17 protein-coding genes are annotated in these 17,518 nt (G+C 70.9%); 5 read left to right on the plus strand and 12 right to left on the minus strand.

From position 1 onward, the window contains the following. Window positions 1-18 precede the first annotated feature (18 nt). On the plus strand, window positions 19-1,281 hold the full coding sequence (locus IE325_RS10975) for a styrene monooxygenase/indole monooxygenase family protein (RefSeq protein ID WP_190069593.1): 1,263 nt from the start codon (window positions 19-21) through the stop codon (window positions 1,279-1,281). Here the strand turns inward: IE325_RS10975 and IE325_RS10980 are convergent. The 4 genes from IE325_RS10980 to IE325_RS10995 all read right to left on the minus strand — a co-directional run bounded on the left by IE325_RS10980 (window position 1,190) and on the right by IE325_RS10995 (window position 4,628). Continuing rightward, window positions 1,190-2,356, minus strand: coding sequence for a C40 family peptidase (locus IE325_RS10980; RefSeq protein WP_190069594.1), 1,167 nt, complete (start codon window positions 2,354-2,356; stop codon window positions 1,190-1,192). The genes IE325_RS10975 and IE325_RS10980 overlap by 92 nt on opposite strands. Window positions 2,357-2,455: 99 nt before the next feature. Continuing rightward, complete coding sequence (locus IE325_RS10985) at window positions 2,456-2,770, minus strand: DUF8847 domain-containing protein (RefSeq protein WP_190069595.1); 315 nt, start codon at window positions 2,768-2,770, stop codon at window positions 2,456-2,458. Between the two features lie 14 nt (window positions 2,771-2,784). Further along, window positions 2,785-3,438 (minus strand): TetR/AcrR family transcriptional regulator, encoded by a 654-nt coding sequence (locus tag IE325_RS10990; protein ID WP_190069596.1) that lies wholly within the window; start codon window positions 3,436-3,438, stop codon window positions 2,785-2,787. 251 nt (window positions 3,439-3,689) lie between these two features. After that, the gene (locus IE325_RS10995) at window positions 3,690-4,628 is read right to left on the minus strand and encodes an AurF N-oxygenase family protein (RefSeq protein ID WP_190069597.1); all 939 of its coding nucleotides are present in this window, start codon (window positions 4,626-4,628) and stop codon (window positions 3,690-3,692) included. Window positions 4,629-4,754: 126 nt separating this feature from the next. Between IE325_RS10995 and IE325_RS11000 the strand changes: the two genes are divergently transcribed. Next, complete coding sequence (locus IE325_RS11000; RefSeq protein WP_190069598.1) at window positions 4,755-5,861, plus strand: ferritin-like domain-containing protein; 1,107 nt, start codon at window positions 4,755-4,757, stop codon at window positions 5,859-5,861. Here IE325_RS11000 and IE325_RS11005 read toward each other — a convergent pair. Next, window positions 5,858-6,376, minus strand: coding sequence for a DUF3291 domain-containing protein (locus tag IE325_RS11005; RefSeq protein WP_190069599.1), 519 nt, complete (start codon window positions 6,374-6,376; stop codon window positions 5,858-5,860). The genes IE325_RS11000 and IE325_RS11005 overlap by 4 nt on opposite strands. A 167-nt stretch (window positions 6,377-6,543) precedes the next feature. On the opposite strand from IE325_RS11005, the gene IE325_RS11010 reads away from it, so the two are divergent. Continuing rightward, complete coding sequence (locus IE325_RS11010) at window positions 6,544-8,499, plus strand: sensor histidine kinase (protein WP_190069600.1); 1,956 nt, start codon at window positions 6,544-6,546, stop codon at window positions 8,497-8,499. Here the strand turns inward: IE325_RS11010 and IE325_RS11015 are convergent. The 6 genes from IE325_RS11015 to IE325_RS11040 form a co-directional block, all read right to left on the minus strand. Then, complete coding sequence (locus IE325_RS11015; RefSeq protein WP_190069601.1) at window positions 8,476-9,951, minus strand: penicillin-binding transpeptidase domain-containing protein; 1,476 nt, start codon at window positions 9,949-9,951, stop codon at window positions 8,476-8,478. The genes IE325_RS11010 and IE325_RS11015 overlap by 24 nt on opposite strands. Continuing rightward, window positions 9,948-11,348 carry an FtsW/RodA/SpoVE family cell cycle protein gene (locus IE325_RS11020; RefSeq protein WP_190069602.1) on the minus strand — a complete coding sequence of 467 codons (1,401 nt, stop codon included), beginning with the start codon at window positions 11,346-11,348 and terminating at the stop codon, window positions 9,948-9,950. Before IE325_RS11020 ends, IE325_RS11015 begins: the two co-directional genes overlap by 4 nt. Before the next feature lie 44 nt (window positions 11,349-11,392). After that, window positions 11,393-11,851: an SH3 domain-containing protein gene (locus IE325_RS11025; protein ID WP_190069603.1), complete on the minus strand. Its 459-nt coding sequence runs from the start codon at window positions 11,849-11,851 to the stop codon at window positions 11,393-11,395. Between the two features lie 116 nt (window positions 11,852-11,967). Continuing rightward, window positions 11,968-13,206, minus strand: a complete 1,239-nt coding sequence (locus tag IE325_RS11030) for an ATP-binding protein (RefSeq protein ID WP_190069604.1) — start codon at window positions 13,204-13,206, stop codon at window positions 11,968-11,970. Beyond that, complete coding sequence (locus IE325_RS11035) at window positions 13,203-13,931, minus strand: hypothetical protein (protein WP_190069605.1); 729 nt, start codon at window positions 13,929-13,931, stop codon at window positions 13,203-13,205. The genes IE325_RS11030 and IE325_RS11035 overlap by 4 nt, the downstream gene beginning before the upstream one ends. 91 nt (window positions 13,932-14,022) lie before the next feature. Further along, window positions 14,023-14,529 (minus strand): protein-tyrosine phosphatase family protein, encoded by a 507-nt coding sequence (locus IE325_RS11040; protein WP_190069606.1) that lies wholly within the window; start codon window positions 14,527-14,529, stop codon window positions 14,023-14,025. Between the two features lie 99 nt (window positions 14,530-14,628). On the opposite strand from IE325_RS11040, the gene IE325_RS11045 reads away from it, so the two are divergent. After that, the gene (locus IE325_RS11045; protein WP_190069607.1) at window positions 14,629-15,435 is read left to right on the plus strand and encodes a nuclease-related domain-containing protein; all 807 of its coding nucleotides are present in this window, start codon (window positions 14,629-14,631) and stop codon (window positions 15,433-15,435) included. A gap of 119 nt (window positions 15,436-15,554) precedes the next feature. Here the strand turns inward: IE325_RS11045 and ligD are convergent, their stop codons facing one another. After that, a complete protein-coding gene (ligD, locus tag IE325_RS11050; RefSeq protein ID WP_190069608.1) occupies window positions 15,555-16,436 on the minus strand; it encodes a non-homologous end-joining DNA ligase in 882 nt (293 codons plus the stop codon). Window positions 16,437-16,487: 51 nt separating this feature from the next. On the opposite strand from ligD, the gene ku reads away from it, so the two are divergent. Beyond that, window positions 16,488-17,510 (plus strand): non-homologous end joining protein Ku, encoded by a 1,023-nt coding sequence (ku, locus tag IE325_RS11055; RefSeq protein WP_444546208.1) that lies wholly within the window; start codon window positions 16,488-16,490, stop codon window positions 17,508-17,510. The last annotated feature ends 8 nt before the right edge of the window (window positions 17,511-17,518 follow it).

The raw sequence follows: 17,518 nt of genomic DNA on the forward strand, positions 1-17,518 counted from the left end.
TTAGGAGCCCTCCCCGGTATGCGGAAGATACTCGTCGTCGGAGCCGGCCAGTCCGGACTCCAGCTCGCCCTCGGACTCCAGTCGAAGGGGTACGAGGTCACCCTGATGTCCAACCGGACAGCGGACGAGATCCGCTCCGGGCGGGTCATGTCCACGCAGTGCATGTTCGACATGGCCCTGCAGCACGAGCGCGATCTCCAGCTGAACTTCTGGGAGTCCCAGGCCCCGAAGATCGAAGGACTCGGCGTCTCGGTGGCGGCCCCCGGCTCCTGGGGCGAGGGCCCCGCGGCGCGCGCGATCGACTGGCTCGGGCACCTCGACGGGTTCGCGCAGTCCGTCGACCAGCGGGTGAAGATGGCCGGCTGGATGGAGACCTTCGCCCAGCGCGGCGGACAGCTCGTCATCCACGGCGCGGCCGTCGGCGACCTCGACTACTTCTCCCGTACGTACGACCTGGTGCTGGTCTCGGCCGGCAAGGGCGAGCTCGTCCAGATGTTCGGCCGGGACCCCGAGCGGTCCCCGTACAGCGAGCCGCAGCGCGCGCTGGCCGTGTCGTACGTGCACGGCCTCGGCCCGCGCCCCGAGCACCCGGACACCGAGGCCGTCCGCTGCAACCTCGTCCCAGGCGTCGGCGAACTCTTCGTCATGCCCGCCCTGACCACCTCCGGACGGGCCGACATCCTGTTCTGGGAGGGCATACCCGGCGGCCCGCTCGACGCCTTCAACGGTGTGAAGGACCCGGCCGAACACCTCTCCCTGACCCTGGGACTCATGGAGAAGTACACGCCGTGGGAGTACGCCCGCGCGACCAAGGCCGAACTCACCGACGCGGGCGGCGTGCTCAGCGGACGGTACGCGCCGACGGTGCGCAACCCCGTCGGGCGACTCCCCGGCGGCGGGCTCGTGCTGGGCGTGGCGGACGTCGTCGTGGCCAACGACCCCATCACCGGGCAGGGCTCCAACTCGGCGTCCAAGTGCGCCGCCGCCTACCTCGCCTCGATCATCGAGCACGAGGACAAGGAGTTCGACGAGGCCTGGATGCGGGCCACGTTCGACCGGTACTGGGCCACCGCGCAGCACGTCACCAAGTGGACGAACGCCATGCTGGCGCCGCCCCCGGAGCACATCCTCAACCTCATCGGTGCCGCCGGTCAGCTGCAGCCCGTCGCCGACCGTTTCGCCAACGGCTTCAACGACCCGGCTGACTTCGAGAACTACTTCTACGATCCGGAGAAGACGGGGGCGTATCTCGCTGAGGTTTCGGGGGCTTCCGGGGCTTGACGGCCTTGTGGGGCTTGACGGCCTTTTTGGGCTTGGCCTCCGGGCGTACGGCTCCGAGCACCGGGTTCGACGCGATCGGAGAGATCTTGATCTTCTCCCCGGTGCGCGGGGCCTGCACCACCTTGCCCTTGCCCACATACATGGCGACATGGGTGGCGTCCGGGAAGTAGACGACCAGGTCGCCGGGGCGCAGCTTCGTCAGCGGGACGCGCTTGAGCTTCGCCCACTGCTCCTGGCTGGTGCGGGGGATGCGGGTGCCGGCGTGGGCCCAGGCCTTGGACGTCAGTCCTGAGCAGTCGTAGGACTTGGGTCCTTCCGCGCCCCACTTGTACGGCTTCCCGAGCTGCTTCTTGGCGTAGCGGATCGCCCGGGCGCTCTCCCGGGACGGCTTGTGGTCGTCGTGAGCGAGGGCGCCCGACGCCAGGAACGCCCGCTGGGACTCCGCGGTGTCCTTCTTCTCCAGTTCGGCGAGTGCGGCGAGCTGGTCGGCGGTGAGGGACGTGAGGAGTTCCTCCACCTTCCGCAGTCGCTCCTGCACGGTGTCCCGGTTCCTCTTCTGGCGTTCCGCGAGGGCGAGTTGGGCGTCCAGGGCGCCCCGCGCCTTGCGGGCGAGGTCGGCCGCCTTGCGTTCCGTGCCGGTCAGCCGGCCGACGGTCTCGGCGCGCTCGCGTGCCAGGCGGGCGATGACATGGCCCTGGTCCAGGGCGTGCTGCGGGTCCTGGGCCAGGAGCAGGCCCACGTACGGGGAGATGTCCGTGGTGTTCTGGTACTGCTGGCGGGCCAGCCGGCCGGCCGCGCCCCTGCTGTCGTGCAGGGAGAGGCGGGCGTCGGCCAGCGCGATGTCCAGCCGGGTCACCTCGGTGCGCTGCCGCGCGAGTCTCTCCTCGGTGGCGTTGTACGTCTCCGTGGCCTGCTCCGTCTCGCGGTACAGGCGCTGAAGGTCCGTCAGGAGGTCGCTGGTGGACCGGGTTCCGGGGTGGGGTGCGGGCGATCTCGGGGCCGCGACCGCGGGAGCCGGCGCGAGGAGTGCGGCGGCCGCCGCCGTACACACCAGACGTAGAAGCCTTCCTGACACGTCATCACCTCCGATGCGGGGCGCTCTGCTCCACATCGTGAGCTTTAGACGGAGGTGACGGGTTCGCGCGGTAGTTGTGCTCGGTTCGGCGCAGTGACGTCACTCGTCCGTGTCTCGCGGCTTGCCGGGCGGCGTGGTGTGTGGCGTATGGCGCGGCTTTGACCATGGCCAGTTCAGGTTGCGGGGAGGGCGGCCCTCGGGGGCGTACTCGTACTTCCAGCGCTGGGTGAGGCCGGGGCGTCTGGTCCTTGTCCGGGGGGCGCGGACGTAGACCAGGACCGTGGGCTCGCCGCCGTGCGGGTCGGGGACCGGGATGCGGTACGTCTTGGGCGGGTGGCCCGTGATGCCCAAGAGGACGGGGAGGACGCGGCCGTCCATGGGGCCGCCCTCGAAGGGGGTGTCTTCGCTCTTCACGGCACCAGTGTCGGCTATGCGTCTGCCGCGAGCTGCTCGACCAGGGCCGCCGTCTGTGCGTCCCGGGCCGCCGTGACCCCCAAGGCGGCCGCGAACTGTTCGACCAGCCAGTCCCGTAGGTCGTCCACGGGGGGCTGCTTGCCCTCGTCCAGCCAGATCAGGCTCGCCGCCTCGACCGTGGTGATCCACATCCGGACGGTCATACGGAGGTGGAGGCCGGGGTCGGTGACCTCCAGGTGGTCGAGGATGTGCTCGGCGGCGGCGCGGCGGACTCCGTCCACTATGGCCGTCGTACGGGACGTCTCCACGACGCTGCCGCCCTGGAGCAAGGCGCTGAAGCCGGTGTCGTGCTGGTCGACGAAGGCGAGGTAGCGGTCCAGGGCGCGGGCCAGGCGGTGCAGGAGGGGGCCGTCGAGGGGTTCGTCGAAGCAGTGCTGGAGTTCCTCGGCGGCCGAGCGGAGGGACGCCTCGTAGAGCTGTTGCTTGCCGCCGGGGAAGTAGCGGTAGACGAGGGGGCGGGAGACGCCGGCCGCTTCCGCCACGTCGTCCAGGGACACGTCCTCGGGGGTGCGGTGGGCGAAGAGGGTGAGGGCGGCGGTGAGGAGTTGGGTGCGGCGCTCCTCGACGCTGAGGCGGCGGTAGGCGGGGGTAGGTGCCGAGGGCGTCATGACCAGCAGCGTAGCCCGCCGGGGGTGAGGGCCGGGATGCCTGCGGCGGCCTGCTCGGGTCGGTGGGGGTGCGTGTAGCGCGTGCGGCGCGTTTGTGGGTCGGGGTCGCGCCGGGGGGTGTCCGCCCTCGGTCGGGCGGTTGCCGTCGGACAGAGGGGCTTGCGTTCGTTGACGCCCGCCGCTGCGGGCGGACACCCCCCGGCGCGACCCCTGCCCGCCGTACGCGGGTGCCGGTGCGTGGGGGTACGCCCCTACGCCAGCAGGCCCGATGACTTCCAGAGGCGGCGGCCCACTCCGCGTAGGACTCCTATGTCGTCCAGGAAGTCCGTGAGGCGCTTGGCGCCTGTCTGCATCACCTCGCGGCGGTGGGCGCTTTCCTTCACCTGGGCCATTGCTTCTTTTTTGTCCAGGCCTACGTTCGTGTAGACCTCGGGGTTGATGAAGGCGACCGAGAAGACGCGGGCGAATTCGCCGGAGGTGACCCTGGTGAATTCCTGGGACCACCTGGGGGCCGTCACCATCTGGCGGCGCAGTTCCTCGCGGGCGTAGCGGACGTGGCGGGCCTCCTCGACCACGTGGATGCGGGTGACGCCGCGTATGAGGGGCTGGACGCGTTCGTCGGGGAAGGTCAGGCGCTGCATCCAGTCGAGGACCTCCTCGCCGAGGAGCGTTGCCGTGAAGGAGCCCGGGGTGGTGGAGATCGTCTTGAAGAGGCGGCCGAGATGCTGGTGGGCCCGGCTGACGGGGTACCAGGGGGTGCCGCCCTGGGAGATCAGGCGGGCGAACATCTTGGAGTGGCGGCACTCGTCCTCGATCTCGGTGAGGGCGTAGCGGACGTGGGCGCTGGTCGCTGACTTGTCGTAGATGTGGCGGACCAGGAGCTGCATGAGGATGATCTCGAACCAGATGCCCAGGGAGGCGAGGGCTGCGGCCTCGTGCTGGGAGAGGAGGATGCGCTGTTCCTCGCTCATGCGCTTCCAGAGGGGGGTGTCGTAGAGGGACACCAGCTCGGGGGGCCAGAACCACTTGCCCTCCTCGAAGGGGGCCTCCCAGTCCAGCTCCTTGTCGGGGTCGAAGGAGTGCTTGGCGGAGGAGGCGAGGAGGCGTTCGGCCACCTGTTCGCGGTCCTTGAGCAGCCCGAGTGCGTCGCGCAGCCCGTCTAGCGCGTCGGCTTCCGTCAGGGTCGTCATCGGTCCCTCACCTCTGTTACCGGGGGTACGCCGTTCGACTCTTATGAGACTGCCTGTCAGCAAGGTCGTCAATCCCTTGCGCGGAACTTGTTGACGCCGCGTCTACCCCGTGTGAGCCTGCCGAACATGCCGACATTCGACCTGTACGCCAACGATCCGGGAGAACCTCTCTGGCAGGTGCCCGCGGCCGGCGCGGCCCGCTTCAGCTGGGAGTACGACGACGGGCGCGACCGGCTGCTTGCCCTGTACCAGAAGGGCAAGGACAAGCAGTGGGACGGGCAGCTGAGGATCGACTGGGGGTTGGAGGTCGATCCGTTCGACGCCCTAGGGACGCCCGAGGAGGCCATGGCGCTCTACGGGACTCCGTACTGGGCGAAGATGAACGAGCGGGAGCGGGGCGAGCTGCGGCGGCACTACGCGTCCTGGCAGTTCAGCCAGTTCCTGCACGGCGAGCAGGGCGCGATGATCTGCGCGGCGCGGATCGTGGAGTCGGTGCCGGACACGGACGCCAAGTTCTATTCGGCCACGCAGACCATGGACGAGGCCCGGCATGCCGAGATCTATGGGCGTTTTCTGCACGAGAAGATCGGGATGGTCTATCCCATCAATGAGAATCTGCAGGCGTTGTTGGGGGACACGCTGCGGGACAGTCGGTGGGACATGCCCTATCTCGGGATGCAGGTGCTCATCGAAGGGCTTGCGCTGGCCGCCTTCGGGATGATTCGGGATACCACCACCAAGCCTTTGCCCAAGCAGATCCTCGCCTATGTGATGCAGGACGAGGCTCGGCATGTGGCTTTTGGGCGGATGGCGCTGCGGGATTACTACAAGCAGTTGACCGATGCCGAACTCCGTGAGCGGGAAGAGTTCGTCATCGAGGGCTGCTATCTGATGCGTGATCGGCTGCGGGGCGTCGAGGTCCTGGAGAACTTCGGTATTCCGAAGGCCGAGGCGGAGCAGATCAGTGAGCGGTCCGAGTTTCTCCAGCTGTTCCGGCGGCTGCTCTTCTCGCGCATCGTCCCGTGTGTGAAGGACATCGGGTTGTGGGGGAAGCGGCTCCAGCAGGCCTATGTGGATATGGGCGTGTTCGAGATGGGGGACTCCAATCTGGATCTGCTGATGGCCCAGGACGAGGAGATCGCAGACAAGCTGGACGCCGAACGGTTCGAGGTGGAGGAGCGGGAGCGGGTGGCGGAGGTGGAGGCGGCGATCGAGGCGGGCGTGGAGAGTTAGACCGAGCAGCCCAGGTCGTCCGGGATCTCGCCGAGCAGCTGCTCCGTCCCCTGCGGGGGGAACGACTTGCGCAGGGTGAAGGCGTAGGGCGTCGGGCCGTTCGTGCGCAGGTGGAGCAGGCGGGATTCCGCTTCCGCGACCGTCGGGCGGTGGCCCGCCGGGACCCACCACAGGGCCGTCATCGCCTCCCGCACCTTCTCGAACCACTCGCGGCGGCGGGCCAGCATCTCGCGGTGCCGGCCCTGGTACATGTACGCCGTCAGGGCGTTCGTGTCGCGCCACACCGTCAGGTTGATGATCAGCCACTCGTCGCCGAAGACGGGCACGTCCGTCGCGTCGCCCGAGTCGCTCTGAAGCCGCCACACGAAGCCGTCGGCGGCCTCGGCGTCGGCGTTCACCGGGTCGAGGTTGTCGACGAAGTCCTTCAACTGCGGTGAGTCCAGCGGGGCCTTGAGGCGGCCGATGTTGACCTGGGCGAGTTCGTAGGCGGGTTCCGGTGCGGCTGATGGCGTCATGGACCGAACGATAGGTCGGGGACCGTCGGTGGCCCAGAGGTCGTCTCAGTACGTGGGCACATGTCCCTCTTTCACAGCGGGGACGGTGGGTGCGTGAGTACCTGTGTACCGCCGTCTTACGGGCGGGAAACCGTGCCCTGACCGGCTCGCCCGTAGCGTCACGGGGCATGACGGGGAACGTACTGACCACCCTCCGCTCGATCGTCCGCCGCCCTGCCGCGCTGCCCGGCTGGAGCTCCATCCGGGGCCGTATGGCCATCGTGCTGGCCGTTCCGACCTGTCTGTTGCTCGCGCTCACCGGGATCGGCGTCGCCGACCGGGCCGCCGACTGGTCCGCCGCCCGGGAGACCGAGGCGCATGTCGGTGTGCTGCTGCGGGTGCAGGGGCTGGTCCGGGAGGTACAGCGGGAACGCGGGCTGACCAACGGGCTGCTCGGAGGTGAGGACGCGTACCGGGACGACGTCGTCGCGCAGCGGACCCGTACCGACCGGGCGCGGGACGCATTAAGCGCCGCGCTCGACGAGGAGAGCGGTCCGCTCGTCTCCGCCCTGCGTGCCGCCGACGCTCCGCTCGCCGCCCTCGCCACCACACGCGAGCACGTCGACGCCGGCACCGCCGATCGCGCCGCCACTCTGCGCACGTACACCAAGGCCGTCACGCGGCTCATCGACGCCGAGTCGGCCGGTGTCCCGGACGGTGACCGGCGTATCGCGCAGGGGGTGCAGGCGCTCCAGGCGCTGGCCCGGGCCACGGAGGCCGTCGCCCTCGAACGCGGCTCCCTCAACGGGGTGTTCGCGGCGGGGCGGTTCCGCTCCGGTGAGTACCTCGACTTCACGGAGGTCCGGGCCACCCGGCTGGCCGCGCTGGGGCAGTTCCGGCAACTCGCCGGTGCGGACGAGGAGTCCGCGCTCGACGACGCATTCGGTACGGCCGCCGCGCGCCGGGTCGGCGGGTACGAGGCGCGGGCCGAGCGAGGGGCCGACGGGTCCGCTCTCGATGTCGCCCCTGCCCGGTGGTGGGCCGACATGACGACCCTCGTGGACGATCTGCACGGTGTACAGCGGGGCGTCGGCGACGACGTCCGGGCGCGGGCCGCCGATGCCGGTTCCGCCGCCACCCGGCAGCTCGGCGGGTTCCTCACCCTCGGGGTGCTGATCCTGGGCGTGGCCGTCGCGCTCGCCGTCTTCTCGGCCCGCTCCATCACCCGGCCCCTCGGTGCCCTCGCCGACGAGGCGGACGCCGTGGCCGGGGCACGGCTGCCCGAGGCCGTCCGGCGGATCCAGGAGACCGACCCCGACAAACCCCGCACGGACGCCGGGGTCCGGCCCGAACTCCCCGGTGGCGCACGGGAGATCAGCCGACTGGCCGCCGCCCTGCGCAACGTCGAGGACACCGCCGTCGGTCTCGCCGCCCAGCAGGCCGTGCTGCGCCGCACCAGCACCGAGTCCCTGGCCAGCCTCGGCCGACGCAACCAGAGCCTGCTCAACCGGCAGCTCGGTCTGATCACCACCCTGGAGAGCCAGGAGCTCGACCCGGACGCCCTCGCCGAGCTCTTCGAACTCGACCACCTCGCCACCCGGATGCGCCGCAACGCCGAGTCCCTGCTGGTGCTGGCCGGTGAGGAGTCGCCGGCCCGGTCCTGGAAGGGCACGGTCGCCGTCACGGACGTGGTGCGCTCGGCCGTGGCGGAGGTCGAGCAGTACCAGCGGGTGGCCGCCGTCGACGTCCAGCAGTGCGGCGTCCGCGGCCACTGCGTCGCCGAGCTGTCCCACCTGCTCGCCGAGCTGGTGGAGAACGCGCTGATGTTCAGCCCGCCCAAACAGCCCGTCGAGGTCTACGGCTGGCGGGACGGCACCGAGTACTGCCTGGCCGTCCTGGACCGGGGGATCGGGATGACACCGCAGCGCATGGCCGAGGCCAACGCCGTGCTGTCGGGGAAGGGTGACTCCCTGCACACCGCCCCGACCCGGTTCCTCGGCCACCATGTCGTCGGCGCCCTCGCCGCCCGCCTCGGAGCCCATGCCGAGCTGCGGCCCACCCAGGGCACGGGCGTCACCGCGTACGTCGCCCTGCCGGCCGCCCTGATCCAGGAACCGGCCTCAACGGCCGTCGCCCGAGGGTGACTTCAGCACCGCCTCCATCACCGCGCGGGCGATCGGCGCCGCGTCGCCGCCGCCGCTGATCTCGCCCCGGTCCGCGTCCGCGTCCTCCACCACCACGGCCACGGCGACCTTGGGTTCCAGATCGAGGTCGCCCTTCGCCCAGGAGACGAACCAGGCGTACGGCGTCCCGGAGTTGCCCAGGCCGTGCTGGGCCGTGCCGGTCTTGCCGCCCACCGTGGCGCCGGGGATCCAGGCGTTGGTGCCGGTGCCCTCCCGCACCACGTCCACCATCATCTCCTTGAGCAGCCGCGCGGTCGACGGGCGCATCGCCTGCCGGATCGGGCCCGATCCGCCGGTCGACACCGTGGCGCCGCTCGCCCGTGTCGTGCGCTCCACCAGATACGGCGTGCGCACCTGGCCGCCGTTGGCCACGGCCGCCGCGACCATCGCCATCTGCAGCGGGGTGGCGCGGGTGTTGTACTGCCCGATCGAGGACAGGGCGAGCTGTGCCTTGTCCACCTTGGTGTCGAAGGTGGACTCGGCGACCGAGAACGGGATCCTCAGGTTCGCGTCGTTGAAGCCGAAGGCGGTCGCGGTCGACGACATCTGCTTCACGCCCGTCTTGACTCCCAGACGCGCGAACACCGTGTTGCACGACCACTCGAACGCCTTGCGCAGCGGGACGTCCTCGCAGCCCTCGGACTCGTTCGTCAGTCTGGTCCTGGTGCCGGGCAGGGTGTACGGATCGGGGGAGTCGGTCTTCTCGTCCAGGTCGTCCACCACACCCGCGTCCAGCGCGGCGGCCGCCGTCAGCACCTTGAAGGTCGAACCCGGCGGGTACGTCTTGCGGACGGCCCGGTTGAGCATCGGCTTGTCCCCGTCCTTGTTGAGGGACGACCAGGAACGGGCGACGGAGCTGCCGTTCCCGGACAGTGCCGACGGGTCGTAGGACGGGGCCGACACCAGGGCCAGGATGCGGCCCGTCGTCGGTTCGATCGCCGCGACGGCGCCCTTGCGGCCGTCCAGCCCTTCGTACGCCGCCTCCTGTGCCGCCTTGCGCAGGGTGGTGACCACGTCGCCGCCGGGGTAGCGGTCCCGGGCGACGCCGTTCCACAGCGCGAAGGGGGAGAGGAGGGGGTTCGTGCCCGCCAGGACGCCGTCCTCGGAGTGCTCCAGGAGCGTCGTGCCGTACTCCTGCGAGGCGAAGCCGGTGACGGGTGCGTACATCGGGCCGTTGGTGTACGTCCGCTCGTAGCGCAGGTGCTCGCCGGTGTCGTGGGAGCCGGTGACCGGTTCGCCGTCGACCAGGATGTCACCGCGCGGCTGGCCGTAACGGGCGATGGTGGTGCGGCGGTTGGCGATGTTGTCGTCGTAGGACGGGGCCTCGAAGACCTGGATGCGGGTGGCGTTGACCAGCAGCGCCACCAGGAGCAGGGCGCAGAAGAAGGCCGCGTGGCGGATGTGGCGCGTCATCCGGTGGCCTCCTTGGCGTCGGCCGGTGCCGCGGCCCTGGGGACGCCCAGCCGGCTGCGGGCCTTGTCGCTCAGGCGGATCAGCAGTGCCACGATCGCCCAGTTGGTGACCACCGACGAGCCGCCCTGCGCCAGGAACGGCATCGCCATGCCGGTCAGCGGGATCAGCCCGGTCACCCCGCCCGCGATCACGAACACCTGGAGCGCCACGATCGAGGCGAGCCCCACCGCGAGGAGCCGTCCGAAGGCGTCGCGCAGGGCGAGGCCCGCCCGGTAGCCGCGCTCCACCAGCAGGCCGTAGAGGATGAAGAGGGCCGACAGGCCGGCCAGGCCCAGTTCCTCGCCGGCCGTCGCCAGGATGAAGTCCGACTTGGCCGCGAAGCCGATCAGGATGGAGTGGCCGAGGCCTAGGCCGGTGCCCAGCGGGCCGCCCGCGGCGAAGGCGAACAGCGACTGGGAGAGCTGGTTGGGGCCCTCGCCCGCCTCGATCGAGGCGAACGGATGCTGCCAGTCCTCGACCCGGCCGTGCACATGCGGCTCCAACTCCCCGACGGCCACCGCGCCGACCGCCGCGAGCAGCAGGCCGACGGCGATCCACCCGGTGCGGCCGGTGGCGACGTAGAGGAGGACCACGAACAGGCCGAAGAAGAGGAGCGAGGTGCCGAGGTCGCGTTCCAGGACCAGGACGCCCACGCTCAGCAGCCAGATGGCGACGATCGGGCCGAGGACCCGGCCGGTGGGCAGTTGCAGTCGCTCGCTGCCGAAGACCCGGCGGCCCGTGTACGCCAGCGCCGTGCGGTTGGCGGCCAGATACGCCGCGAAGAACACCGCGAGCAGGACCTTCGCGAACTCGCCTGGCTGGATGGAGAATCCGGCGATCCGGATCCAGATACGGGCGCCGTTCACCGACGGGAAGAAGATCGGCAGGGTCAGGAGGGCGAGGGCGGCTACCACGCAGACGTAGGAATAGCGCTGGAGCACTCTGTGGTCGCGCAGCAGGAGGACCACCACGATGAACAGCGCCACTCCCAGCGTGGACCACACGAGTTGGGTGGGGGCCGCCCGGTCGCCCGGTGTCTCCAGGTCGAGCCGGTAGATCAGGACGAGGCCGATGCCGTTGAGCAGCACGCCGATCGGCAGCAGCAGGGGGTCGGCGGAAGGGGCGCGCAGGCGTACGGCCAGATGCGCGACCAGCGCCAGTACGCCGAGCCCGGCGCCGTAGCCGGCGGCGCCGGGCGGGACGGTGCCGCTGCGGGCGAGGCCGACCGCGCAGTAGCCGTACACGGAGAGCAGGACGGCCACGACGATGAGGGCCAGTTCGATGCCACGGCGCCGGGGGAGCGGTACGGCGGGAGCGGGCGCGTCCGCTGCCACCAGGGTGGTTCCGGCCTTGGTCATGTCCGGAACTTACCCAAATAGTGTGTCTTGCGCGCTCCCGCGTCTCAGCACCAGCGCGGCGACTTCCGGGTCTCGATGTAGCGGGCCGAACCCCAGGCCCAGGTGCCGTCCGCGAGCAGATACCAGTGCCGGTTGCCCTGCACGCTCTGCCCCTCGGTCTGGCAGAAGATCCGCACGCGGTCCCCTCGGTGCACCGTCCGGATCACCTGGCTGCCCCGGTTGGGCGCGCTGCGCAGCAGCAGCGTGCCCGCGGTGACCCGGCCGGGGGTGAACTCCTGGCCGCCGCCCCAGTCGCCCCCGGATCCACCCCAGTCCCCGCCGCCGTCTCCTCCCTGGCCCCCTCCTTGGTCTCCTCCTTGGTCTCCTCCTTCGGACCCGCCCCAGTCCTCGCCCTGGCCGGAGTCCCCCGGCGGCTCGTCGACGGCGACAGCGGGTGTGACGGCAGCCGCGCTGGCGAGTATGCCGACGGCTATGGACAGGGCGATGCGGGAACGCAGAGCCATGAGGACCACCTCCAGGGCAGGGGAACGAACCTGACTTATCGCCACATTAGGAGCGCGTTCGGGTCTACCGCTCGTCCTAATGGGCCAATGGAGGACTGCCGTGCCGTACGCCCCTTCTAGCGAAGCGTCAGCGTCGCCACCGCCCCGCCGTCCGCCGCGTTGGTGAACGCCAGCCGCGCCCCCAGCACCTCCGCCTGGCCCAGCGCGATGGTCAGCCCCAGGCCGTGCCCCTTGGCGCCGCCCTCGGTACGGAACCGCTGCGGCCCGTGTGCGAGGAGGTACTCCGGATAGCCGTCACCGTGATCCCGCACGGTCACCACCGGGCCGTCCACCGTGAGGGACACCGGCCCGCGCCCGTGCTTGTGCGCGTTCGCCACCAGGTTCCCCAGCACCCGCTCCAGCCGCCGCCGGTCCGTCTCCGCCACGACGTCCCGCAGGACGACGACCTCGGTCTCCGTCCCCGACGCCCGCACCACCCGCTCCGCCAGCGCCCCGAGCGGCTCGCTGTCCGGCTCCGACCGCTCCCGTCCGCTGTCCAGTCGGGAGATCTCCAGCAGGTCCTCGGTCAGCGTGCGCAACGCCGCCACCCGGTCCCGCACCAGCTCCGTGGGCCGCCCCGGCGGCAGCAGCTCGGCCGCCGCGTGCAGCCCGGTCAGCGGGGTGCGCAGCTCGTGCGCCACGTCCGCCGTGAACCGCTGCTCGGCCAGCAGCTTGCTCTGCAGCGAGGACGCCATGGAGTCCAGCGCGGCGGCCACCACGGCCACCTCGTCCTGCGGCCGGGTCGCGTCCGCCTTCGTACGCGGATCGTCCACCCGCGCGTCCAGATCGCCCCCGCTGATCCGCTGGGCCACCCGGGCCGTGGCGTGCAGCCGGCGCGTCACCCGGGTCACGAAGAACGCGCCCACCAGCACCGTCACCCCGATCGCCAGCGCCGACGACCACACGATCGCCCGGTCGAGGCCCTCGATGGTGCGGGCCTGCTGGGAGTAGTCCACCTCGACGGTGAGAGCCCGCTCGCCGGAGGCCGGGCCAGCCGCCCACATCGTGGGCCTGCCGTGGTGATCGGCGACCATCGTGCCGCGCTCCCCGGCCACCGCCAGTTCCCGCAACGGCTCGGGCAGCTCGGGCGGGTCGATGGCGACGCCGTGCCCGATGGGGTCGCCCTCCTCGAACGCCTCCGTCGCGTCCTCCAGCCGGGACAGCGCGAGGTCCCGGGCCTGGCCGACGGTCTGGTTGGTCACCGAGACATGCACCAGGATGCCGAGCAGCGCGGCGAGCGCACAGCACATCACCGTGATGAACAGGGCCGCCTTCACGGCGAGCGTGCCGGCCCACCGGGGGAGCGCGAGCCTCATCGCGTGCCGCTCGCGGAGGGGGACAGGGACGGGTGCGGGGTCTTCTTGCGCGGGCCGGTGCGCAGCATCTCGTCGTGGGTGAGCAGCATCGCCTTCTGGTCGGCGTCCCAGGTCCACTGCAGCCGGTACTCGTACCCGGCCACCTCGGACGGCGACCGTATGATCACCGACCGCCCGGCCAGCTCGACGCCGCTGATGGCGTCGTCCCAGCTCATCACCTGTACGAGCCGCCGCTTCTCGACGGTGTAGACGCGCACCGCGGTCGTCCTGCCCGGCAGCAGCCGGAAGCCGAGCGTGAGCTCGGGGCGCCCGTCGCCGGTCAGGTCCCGGTAGTACGGCTGGAGCACCGGGCACTTCCCGTGTCCGGCGCCGTCGCCGCACTGGGCCATCAGACGGCCGGTCTCGCGGTACTGCGCGTCCTTGCCCTGGTAGTCGCCGGGGCTCCGGTCCATCTCCTTGCGTACGACCGTCACCGGGTCCACGTCGCGCAGGCCGTCCTCGGGGACGGTGACGCCCTTCACGACCTCCCGGACCACCTCGCCGATCTCATAGGCGGGCCGGGACGCCGGCGTCAGCTTCGGCCACAGCTTGTCCGGGCTGACGGCGGTCTCCGTCGGCCCCGCGCCCTGGAGTTCCCCGGCGTCACCGCAGGCCGTGGCGCCCGCCAGCAGCAGTGCGACGAGGGCACTGAGCGCTGCGGTGCGCGTGGGGCGGCTGCGGGGCACGGTTCTCCTGGGGCTCGGGGTGTTGTCGGCCCGTACACCCTATTCGTACGGAAGTCCTTTTTGCGCACTCGATGGGCGGACGGGCGAAGGGTCACTCGGCGAGTTCCTCCAGGAGCCGGGCGGTGGGCAGGCCGGCCTGGAGGTAATCGACGAACAGCTCGTTGTGCAGGGCCCATGGAGAGCGGCGGGAGCGTATCAGCCGGATCGCCTGTTCGGCGGAACCGCTCCGGCGCATCAGGGCGTGGGCGACGACCAGGCCCGAGCGGTTGTACCCGTGATAGCAGCGCACCAGCACCGAGCGCCCCGCGTCCATGGCCTCGCACGCCGCCTCCGCGAGCCGGATCACCCCGGCGAGCTGGGTGCCGTCCAGCGGGCCGTCCGGGATCGGCCACACATGGTGCTCGACGCCGGGATCGGGGCCGTGCCCGGGCAGCCGCAGCAGTGTCTGTACGAGATCGAACTCGTCCCGTACGACAGCGAACTCCAGTTGCCCCGTACGCCCCCGGAACTCATGGCCGCCCATCCACAGACCGGGCACGATCTCGCTCCACGGGCGGTCCGGAGCGGGTACGTCGGGTTGCTTCCTGCGGGTACGCAACGGCGCCTCCCCAGGGGGTGTGCCCAACTCCTCTCAAAGGTAACCAGGTTCTTGCCCCCGCAGCACCCCGCCTGTTCCCATGGTCGGGGGTGATGGTGCATGAGCGGACTGCGCGTCATACCGACCTGGCGGCACGGCCAGGAACGGCTCTACGTCTGCCTCCGGGACGGGCGGAACCTCGCCTGGTACGACCGTGAGGCGGGCCGGATCAACCTGCTCAGCGACGAGCGCAGAGAAGAAGTGCTGGAGGTGCTCGGCCCCTTCGTCACCGGCTCGGTGACGGTGGGCCCGCCCCCGGTCCCCACGCCCGCCGAGCTGGCCCGGCTGACCCTGCATCCCGACGACGACCTCGCGCCCAACCGTCCCGGCGAGGCGCTGCTGATCTCCCTCGACCGGGATCCCGGCCCCCCGCACCGGCTGCGGGCCGATCCGCGGCGGCGGGCGCTGGCGGCAGAGCAGACGGTCGGTGACGCCCTGGACCGGCTGGACGCGGTGGGCTGGCACACCCTGCACTCCGTGCCGCTGCCCGGCGGCGACCGCATCCACCACCTCGTGATCGGGCCGGGCGGCCTCTTCGCGCTGCATGTCCTGTACGCCCGTAAGCAGCGGGTGACCGTCGCCGACCCGATGGTCACCCTCGGCCGCCGCGACTCCCAGCCCCTCCTGCGCCGGGTCCGCGCCGACGCCGACCGCGCGTCCTACGCCCTGACCGCCGAGGTCCACCCCGTCCTCGCCCTGGTCGCCCCCACCGACGTGGCGATCACCGCGACCTTGCGGGAGGTACGGGTGCTGCGGGACACGGAGGTCGAGGGGCTGGCGCGGACGGGCGGGGTGCTGAAGCCGGCGGATGTGGAGGCGCTGCATGCGATGGCTCGGGACCGGGGGGTGTGGGTGGCCGCCGGTTGAGGGCGCGCGTCGGTTGTCCTGACCGTCGCCCTGGGGGCTGCCGCCCCCAGACCCCCGCTCCGGCCATGAACGGGCCTTGTCCTCAAACGCCGGACGGGCTGAAAGATTGGTGAAGCCCGTCACGGCAGCCCTCCCGCCCCCTCCGCATCCAGCAGCGGTGCCAGCAGGTCGCCGTAGTCCTGTAGGCGGGGTGCCAGGTCGGGGGCCGTGAAGGTCAGGGACTCGGGGGAGGCGCAGTCCTCGATCTCCTGCCAGGTGACCGGGGTCGACACCGTCGGGTGGGGGCGGGCGCGGAGGGTGTAGGGGGTCGCCGTCGTCTTGCGGGCGGCGTTCTGGCTCCAGTCGACGAAGACCTTGCCGGGGCGCAGGCTCTTGGTCATTCGGTGGAGTGCGCGTCGGGGCAGGGCCTTCTCGGCCTCCATGGCGAGTTCTTTGGCGTATTCCGTCGCCTGCTCGGAGGGGGCCGGGTGGATGGCCGCCGCGAGGTGGAGGCCCTTGGAGCCCGATGTCTTGGCGTAGGCGTCGATGCCGTCGGCGGCCAGTCGTTCCCGTAGCCAGAGTGCGACCTCGCAGCACTCGACGACCGTGGCGGGCGGCCCGGGGTCGAGGTCGAAGACCAGGCGGTCCGCGTCTCCCGGTGCCCCGATCAGCCACTGCGGGGTGTGGAACTCCGTGACGAGGTTGGCCGCCCACATCAGTGACGGCAGGTCCTGGATCAGCACCATCCGCGCGGGGCCCTCGACGCGGGGCACCTCGGCCGTGGTGACCCACTTGGGGGTGCCGGGCGGGACGTTCTTGGTGAAGAAGACCTGGCCGTCCGGACCGTCCGGGTAGCGCAGGAAGGACACCGGACGGTCGAGCAGGTGCGGCAGCAGGACGTCGGCTGTGGTCGCGTAGTAGTGCAGCACCTCGCCCTTGGTGAATCCCGTCGCCGGGTACAGCACCTTCTCCAGGTTGCTGAGAGCCAGGCGCCGTCCCTCCACCTCTGTGATCGGCGTCATAGGATGAGAATCACATGAAATCGGCCGGAATCGCCTTGAAAGGTGCTGAACGTGCGATCCATATGGAACGGCGCCATCTCCTTCGGCCTGGTCAGCATCCCGATCAAGGTGGTGAACGCGACCGAGAGCCACTCGATCTCCTTCCGCCAGATCCACACCGAGGACGGCGGCCGGATCCGCTATCGCAAGTTCTGCGAACTGGAGGACCGCGAGGTCAGCCAGGCCGAGATCGGCAAGGGATACGAGGACGCGGACGGCTCGATCATTCCCATCACCGACGAGGACCTGGCTCAGCTGCCCCTCCCCACCGCGAAGACGATCGAGATCGTGGCCTTCGTCCCGGGCGACCGGATCGACCCGCTCCAGATGGACGCGGCGTACTACCTCGCCGCGAGTGGCGCCCCCGCCGCCAAGCCGTACACCTTGCTGCGCGAGGCGCTGAAGCGCAGCAACAAGGTCGCCATCGCGAAGTTCGCGCTGCGCGGGCGGGAGCGGCTCGGGATGCTCCGGGTCGTCGGCGATGCCATCGCCATGCACGGCCTGCTCTGGCCCGACGAGGTCCGCGCCCCCGAGGGCGTCGCCCCGGACAGCGACGTCACCGTACGGGACAAGGAGCTCGACCTCGCGGACGCCCTGATGGACACCCTCGGCGAGGTCGAGCTGGAGGATCTGCACGACGAGTACCGGGAGGCCGTCGAGGAGGTCATCGCCGCGAAGGCGGCCGGCGAGGCCGTGCCCGCCGCCCCCGAACCCGCCGCGGGCGGCAAGGTCCTCGACCTGATGGCGGCCCTGGAGAGCAGCGTCCGCGCCGCCAAGGAGTCCCGCGGCGAGGAACCGGAGAAGGCCGCGGGCGAGGTCAGACGCCTGCCCCAGCGCAAGACGGCCAAGGCGACCCCGAAGCAGACGGCGGGCAAGAAGTCGACGGCGACGAAGAAGGCGGCCACCAAGAAGACCGCGGCCTCGGCCAAGAAGAGCACCTCGAAGTCGGCGCAGTCCGCGAAGAAGACGGCGGCGAAGAGCACGGCGAAGAAGGCGCCGGCGAAGAAGACCGCCTCACGCAAGCGCACCGCGTGAGCGCGCCG

The organism is Streptomyces lanatus (genome assembly GCF_014655715.1).
GTDB lineage: Bacteria > Actinomycetota > Actinomycetes > Streptomycetales > Streptomycetaceae > Streptomyces > Streptomyces lanatus.

Coding starts and splice junctions, on each gene's coding strand:
- IE325_RS11010 (WP_190069600.1), top strand. CDS start 6,544: ATGACGGGGAACGTACTGACCACCCTCCGCTCGATCGTCCGCCGCCCT.
- IE325_RS11030 (WP_190069604.1), bottom strand. CDS start 13,206: ATGAGGCTCGCGCTCCCCCGGTGGGCCGGCACGCTCGCCGTGAAGGCG.
- IE325_RS11020 (WP_190069602.1), bottom strand. CDS start 11,348: ATGACCAAGGCCGGAACCACCCTGGTGGCAGCGGACGCGCCCGCTCCC.
- IE325_RS11045 (WP_190069607.1), top strand. CDS start 14,629: ATGAGCGGACTGCGCGTCATACCGACCTGGCGGCACGGCCAGGAACGG.
- IE325_RS11015 (WP_190069601.1), bottom strand. CDS start 9,951: ATGACGCGCCACATCCGCCACGCGGCCTTCTTCTGCGCCCTGCTCCTG.
- IE325_RS11000 (WP_190069598.1), top strand. CDS start 4,755: ATGCCGACATTCGACCTGTACGCCAACGATCCGGGAGAACCTCTCTGG.
- ligD (WP_190069608.1), bottom strand. CDS start 16,436: ATGACGCCGATCACAGAGGTGGAGGGACGGCGCCTGGCTCTCAGCAAC.
- IE325_RS10990 (WP_190069596.1), bottom strand. CDS start 3,438: ATGACGCCCTCGGCACCTACCCCCGCCTACCGCCGCCTCAGCGTCGAG.
- IE325_RS10995 (WP_190069597.1), bottom strand. CDS start 4,628: ATGACGACCCTGACGGAAGCCGACGCGCTAGACGGGCTGCGCGACGCA.
- IE325_RS10975 (WP_190069593.1), top strand. CDS start 19: ATGCGGAAGATACTCGTCGTCGGAGCCGGCCAGTCCGGACTCCAGCTC.
- IE325_RS11025 (WP_190069603.1), bottom strand. CDS start 11,851: ATGGCTCTGCGTTCCCGCATCGCCCTGTCCATAGCCGTCGGCATACTC.
- IE325_RS11005 (WP_190069599.1), bottom strand. CDS start 6,376: ATGACGCCATCAGCCGCACCGGAACCCGCCTACGAACTCGCCCAGGTC.